This window comes from Halanaerobiales bacterium, assembly GCA_035270125.1.
GTDB lineage: Bacteria > Bacillota > Halanaerobiia > Halanaerobiales > DATFIM01 > DATFIM01.
Map to the genome: position 1 here is coordinate 1 of DATFIM010000080.1, position 5,819 is coordinate 5,819.

Below are 5,819 nucleotides of genomic sequence, written 5' to 3' on the forward strand. Positions count from 1 at the left end.
CATATGTTTACAATGGTGCTATAATCATAATTAGTGTATTACTCAAAAAATAAGGAGTTGATTATTAATGAAAGTAATTATGCCGGTTAAAAATGATAATGGTTGGGAAGCTGAATTAAATCCTAGATTTGGTCGAACACCGTTTTTTGCAGTAGTTAATATTGAGGAAGAAGAATTAGAATTTATAAATAATACAGCTCAAAATGCTCCAAGTGGAGCTGGAGTAGAAGCAGCTCAAATTGTTGCTGATCAAAAAGCAGATTTAATGTTTACTCCCAATGTAGGACCTAGAGCTTTTTCTGGATTAGAAAGATTGAATATGAAGATTTATTTAGCAAATGGAACTATTAAAGAAGCAATAGAAGCTTTTAAAAATGATGAGCTTGAAGAGGTAAGTGAACCAACCAATGAAGCACAACATGATCATTAAAAGGGTGATAATATGAATATAACAGTACTCAGTGGCAAGGGAGGAACAGGTAAAACTACTGTTTCTACAAACCTTGCTCTTTCTTTGGAAAATGTTCAGTTAATGGATGCTGATGTGGAAGAACCTGATTCATATATTTTCATTGAACCAGATTTTAAAAATGATTATATTCCTGTAAATAGAAAAATACCTGTAGTAGATCAGGAGACCTGTACAGGTTGTAGAAAATGTGTTGATTTTTGTGAATATAATGCTTTAGCTATGATGTTAGATGAAGTTATGGTTTTTCCTGAGATATGTCATAGTTGTGGTGGTTGTGAAATAGTATGTCCTGTAAATGCAATAACTGAAAAAGATAGAGAATTAGGGAAATTAAAATATGATAAGAATGTAGGAGATAGAAATATTGAATTCTGGCAGGGTGAAATGAACATAGGAGAAGAAAGTTCTACTCCTGTAATTGAAGCCTTAAAAGAACACATAAATGATAAAAAAACAACAATCATTGATGCTCCTCCAGGAACAACCTGTCCTACAATAGAGGCAACAGTAGATAGTGATTTTGCATTACTTGTTACAGAACCTACTCCTTTTGGACTAAATGATTTAGAAATGTCTGTAGAAGTTATGAGAGAAGTAGGGATTCCTTTTGGAGTTATAATTAATCGATCTGAAGAAGGGGAAGATGATTTAATAGAAGAATTTTGTGAAAAAGAAGATATTAATATAATGATGAAAATACCATTTGAGAGAAAAATCGCCGAGTTATATTCTGATGGGATTCCATTTGTCAGAGAATTAAAAGAATGGGAAGAAAAATTCAAAGAATTATTTTTAGCAATAGAAGGTGAGATAAATGAAGAAAATAACAGTAATTAGTGGTAAAGGAGGTACAGGAAAGACAACCCTCAGTGCTAATTTTTCAGCTTTAGCTAAAAATCATGTTATTGCTGATTGTGATGTAGATGCTCCAAATATGCATCTTCTTTTAGAACCTCATGTAGAAAAAGAAAGAAATTTTAGTGGAGGTAAAATAGCAGTTAGGGATGCAGAAAAATGTACAGATTGCGGTCTTTGTTATGAAAAATGCAGATTTAATGCAGTTAATGAGGATTTTTCTATTAATCCAGTAAAGTGTGAGGGATGTAGTGTTTGTGCAGAAGTTTGTCCAGTAGATGCTATACATATGGAGGCTGCACTTACCGGGCAACTTTATGAGTCTCAAACTAAGTATGCTCCTATGATTCATGCCCGTCTAAAAGCTGGTGCAGAAAATTCTGGTAAATTAGTAAGTGAAGTTAGAGATAAAGCTGAAGAAAGAGCAGAAAAAGAAGGCAAGGATCTTGTGATTGTAGATGGTTCTCCAGGGATTGGTTGTCCGGTAATTGCCTCTTTAAATGGAGTGGATATGGCCCTGATTGTTACTGAACCTTCTAAATCCGGACTTTCTGATTTAAAAAGAGTTGTAGAAATGATAGAACATTTTGATTTGCAATCAAAAGTAATAATAAATAAATATGATTTAAATGAAAAAATGGCTGATAAAATAGAAGAGTTTTGTAATAAACATGATCTTGAAGTTATGGCCAGAATTCCTTTTTCTCCTGTTTTTGTTGATTTATTAAGAGAAGGGAAAATTCTGGTAGAAGAAAAGAAAGATTCTGACATCGCAAAAACTATAGCCTCTCTCTGGAATGAAATAATTGATGCTCTTAATTAAATAAATCAATTTATTTGGTTAAAGTTATAAAGCAGTTGACTTTTTTATTAATAACTGTTATCATTTGATTAAGAGTTATTAATATTAATTAAATTTTAAAAGGGAGGAATTTAAATGTTAAAAGTCGGCGAAAAAGCACCTGAATTTTCAGCACAAGCTTATCACGATGGAGAATTTAAGAAAGTTAGTTTAAATGATTATGATGATCAATGGAGAGTAGTTTGTTTCTATCCAGGCGATTTTACTTTTGTCTGACCAACTGAACTAGCAGCAGTTGCTGCTAAGTATGATGAATTACAGGATCTTGGAGTAGAAGTTTTAGCCATTAGTACTAATAGTCACCAGGTTCATAAGATGTGGCAGGAAGCAGAATTATCAAAGATGGTTGATGGTGGAGTTCCTTATCCTATGCTATCTGATACTAGTGGAAGAATAGGTAAAAAATATGGAGTATATAATGAAAAAGCAGGTGTTGATGTAAGAGGCCGATTTATTATTGACCCTGATGGAGTTCTACAGGCTATGGAAGTTCTAACACCTCCAGTAGGCCGTAATGTATCTGAACTTATCAGACAGGTCAAGGCTTTCCAGCATGTTCGTAAGACCGGAGAAGCAACACCTTCTGGTTGGACTCCAGGCAAGAAAACACTTAAACCTGGACCAGAGTTGGTAGGTAAGGTCTGGAAAGAATGGAAGCCAAGTGAAAACTACGAAGATTAAATTCCTTAATATAAAAATAATTTAAAATAACAATAAATTTAATTTAGAAAGACCTGGCTGCTGAATAAGTGGTCAGGTTTTATTTTTATTAAATAACTTTATTTTTATAGGAGGGAAATTTCAAAAGATATAGAATTTAATATTAGGATAGATAGGGAGGTATAAAAATGGATAATAAGAAGTTTATATATATTTTTATTTTATTAGCAATATTAATTTTACCATTATTTATTAGTCAAAATGTTTATGCAAAAGAATATGAAATTTCCAATTATGATATAAATATAGAAGTCACAAAAAATGGAGATTATTTAATAACTGAAAAAATAACTTACAATTTTTTAGAAGGAAAATTTTCTAATGCCTATCGAGAAATAAGTAATAGTGGTTTGAAAAATTTAGAATTTATTTCTTTAGATGGAGTTTTTACAAGTATTAAAAATAAGAGGGTTGAGGAAAATGGTAATAGTTTAAAAGTAAATTGGTCTTATCCTGAAACTGATAAGAATGCAGAATTTATTTTAAAATATCGTTCAAACAAGGTCCTCTCTTCTAAAGAAAATAAAAATATTATAGATTTTAAAGTTATTGAAGGAGGGTGGGAGGTACCTCTCAAAAATATTGATATAAATATAGATTTCCCTCAAAGAGTTTCTGGAATTTTAGTAGCACCCAAAAAAGACATAGAAACTCAAGATGGATCAGCAGTAAAATTACATATTGATAGTCTTTCAGCAAATGAAAGTTATAATATTTCTATTAAATTTGATAAAATTATTGATACTAATTATCCTGAAGAAAAATCGCCATATTTTTGGCCTCTGATTATTGGAACAATATTAGGTATAGCAGTAATTATTTTTACTATAGTTAAAGAATATCAAAACAAACCTGTTTCTAAAAGATCAGATATTGAATTATCTAAATTAAATTATTTAGAAATGGCAAATCTTTGTTATCCAAAATCAGGTGAAAAAAGAAAAGGAATTATCAGTGAGATTTTTTCTCTTGCTCAAAGAGGGAAAATTAAACTTATAAGTAAATTAGATAGTGGATTTTTTGGAAGTAAAAAAGCAGAAATAAAGGTAGATATTTTATCTGAAGAAGGTCTTAATGAACTTGAACAGGAAATAATTAATTCTCTAAAAGAAGAAGATAATTTAAAGGAATTTTTACAAAAACCTAAGGCAAGTAAAAAAGCAATGGATATGACACGTCAGAATTTAAAAGATCTAGGATTATTTAATAATAAAGCTGGCCAAACAAGAATTACTGATATTTACTTAGGGGTTTTGACTTCTATTCTGGGGATTGCCGGTATTATTCTTGCTCCATTTTCCGGATACCCATCAATAAGTGGAATAGGACTTTTCCTTTTATTATTGGGAATTGGAAGATTCATCAAATCAGCTTTGGTTCCAATGCTTTCATCTGAAGGTTTAGATTCACAGCAAAGTATTGAAAATATTTTAGATAAGAAAAAAGAGGAGTTTGAAAAATTATTGGATAAAAATCCTAATAAAGCTATTGAATTATTTTTTGATGAGATAAGTTACATTATTCTGCATAAAAAATTCAGGCAGGGTAAATTTAAAAAGTATAAAAAGAAATTGAAAAGGGCTGATAAATTTGAAAAACCACAATGGATAGAATTTGATATGTCAGATCTTGATGAAACACTAGATGCTCTTGAGGTAGTAGAAATAATTGATTATGTACTTCTAAGTACTATTTTTATTGTCAACTCTACTGCTGGTACTACTGGAGCAACAGGTGCCGGTGGTGGAGGCGCTGGCGGTGGAGGAGCAAGTTGAGAATAGATGGCCGGGAGCAAAACCGGCTATTTTTTTATTTGCCAGACGAACAAATGTATGATAAAATTTAGTTAAAATCAAGTTTCTTAAGGAGGTTAATCATGGAACTGGGAAATAAACTGGAAATATTAACAGAGGCAGCTAAATATGATGCTTCCTGTTCCTCAAGTGGTAGTAACCGAAAAAACACAGGAGGTGGAATTGGTAATTCAGCGAGGGGTGGAATTTGCCACAGCTGGTCTGATGATGGAAGATGTATATCTTTATTAAAAATTTTATTTACTAATTATTGTATATATGATTGTGCCTACTGTATAAATAGAAGCAGTAATGATCTACCAAGATCTACCTTTACTCCCCAGGAAGTGGCTAAACTTACTATTAATTTTTATAAAAGAAATTATATTGAAGGACTGTTTTTGAGTTCAGCAATACATAAAAATCCTGACTATACAATGGAACAGATTTTAAAAACAGTTCAATTATTAAGAGAAAAATATAACTATAATGGTTACATACATCTAAAAGCTATTCCAGGTGCTGATTATGAACTTATAAAAAAAGCAGGTGAGTATGCAGATAGGATGAGTGTAAATATTGAATTGCCATCAAGATCAAGTTTAAATGATCTTGCTCCTCAAAAAAAGCCGGAAGATATTTTAAGACCTATGAAAAAAATAGGTGAAGGAGTAAAAGAAAATAAGCTTGCTAAAAAGAAATATAATAATGCTCCTAATTTTGTACCTGGAGGACAAAGTACTCAATTAATAGTAGGAGCAAGTCCCGAAACAGATTATCAAATTTTGAAATTATCGGAAGGGTTATATAATAAATTTAATTTAAAAAGAGTTTATTATTCTGCATTTATACCAATTGGTGATGATAAAAAACTACCAACAGTTAATCAACCTCCTTTAGTAAGAGAACATCGTCTTTATCAAGCAGATTGGCTTCTTCGTTTTTATAATTTTGAAGCAGATGAACTATTAGATGAAAATCATTCTAATTTCAATGTTGAACTTGATCCTAAGGCTGATTGGGCAATTCATCATCTGGAAAAATTTCCTGTTGAAATAAATGAAGCTTCTTATAATAAACTGTTAAGAGTCCCAGGAATAGGACCTAAATCAGCAGG

At 31.2% G+C, this 5,819-nt stretch carries 5 protein-coding genes and 1 pseudogene; all 6 read left to right on the forward strand.

Features of this window, described 5'->3' with window-relative positions:
• The first annotated feature begins 67 nt into the window (after positions 1 to 67).
• Complete coding sequence (locus tag VJ881_04340) at positions 68 to 430, forward strand: NifB/NifX family molybdenum-iron cluster-binding protein (protein ID HKL75278.1); 363 nt, start codon at positions 68 to 70, stop codon at positions 428 to 430.
• A gap of 12 nt (positions 431 to 442) precedes the next feature.
• Positions 443 to 1,309: an ATP-binding protein gene (locus VJ881_04345; protein ID HKL75279.1), complete on the forward strand. Its 867-nt coding sequence runs from the start codon at positions 443 to 445 to the stop codon at positions 1,307 to 1,309.
• The gene (locus VJ881_04350; GenBank protein ID HKL75280.1) at positions 1,287 to 2,150 is read left to right on the forward strand and encodes an ATP-binding protein; all 864 of its coding nucleotides are present in this window, start codon (positions 1,287 to 1,289) and stop codon (positions 2,148 to 2,150) included. The genes VJ881_04345 and VJ881_04350 overlap by 23 nt, the downstream gene beginning before the upstream one ends.
• A gap of 114 nt (positions 2,151 to 2,264) precedes the next feature.
• Positions 2,265 to 2,870: pseudogene (gene prxU / locus VJ881_04355) on the forward strand (thioredoxin-dependent peroxiredoxin).
• Positions 2,871 to 3,037: 167 nt separating this feature from the next.
• Positions 3,038 to 4,684, forward strand: a complete 1,647-nt coding sequence (locus tag VJ881_04360) for a DUF2207 domain-containing protein (protein ID HKL75281.1) — start codon at positions 3,038 to 3,040, stop codon at positions 4,682 to 4,684.
• 101 nt (positions 4,685 to 4,785) lie between these two features.
• The coding region (locus VJ881_04365) for a putative DNA modification/repair radical SAM protein (GenBank protein ID HKL75282.1) at positions 4,786 to 5,819 on the forward strand (1,034 nt) is incomplete at its 3' end.

What these genes read in the sequence shown, in the direction of transcription:
- VJ881_04340 (HKL75278.1), top strand. Translation starts at nt 68, where the DNA reads ATGAAAGTAATTATGCCGGTTAAAAATGATAATGGTTGGGAAGCTGAA.
- VJ881_04345 (HKL75279.1), top strand. Translation starts at nt 443, where the DNA reads ATGAATATAACAGTACTCAGTGGCAAGGGAGGAACAGGTAAAACTACT.
- VJ881_04350 (HKL75280.1), top strand. Translation starts at nt 1,287, where the DNA reads ATGAAGAAAATAACAGTAATTAGTGGTAAAGGAGGTACAGGAAAGACA.
- VJ881_04360 (HKL75281.1), top strand. Translation starts at nt 3,038, where the DNA reads ATGGATAATAAGAAGTTTATATATATTTTTATTTTATTAGCAATATTA.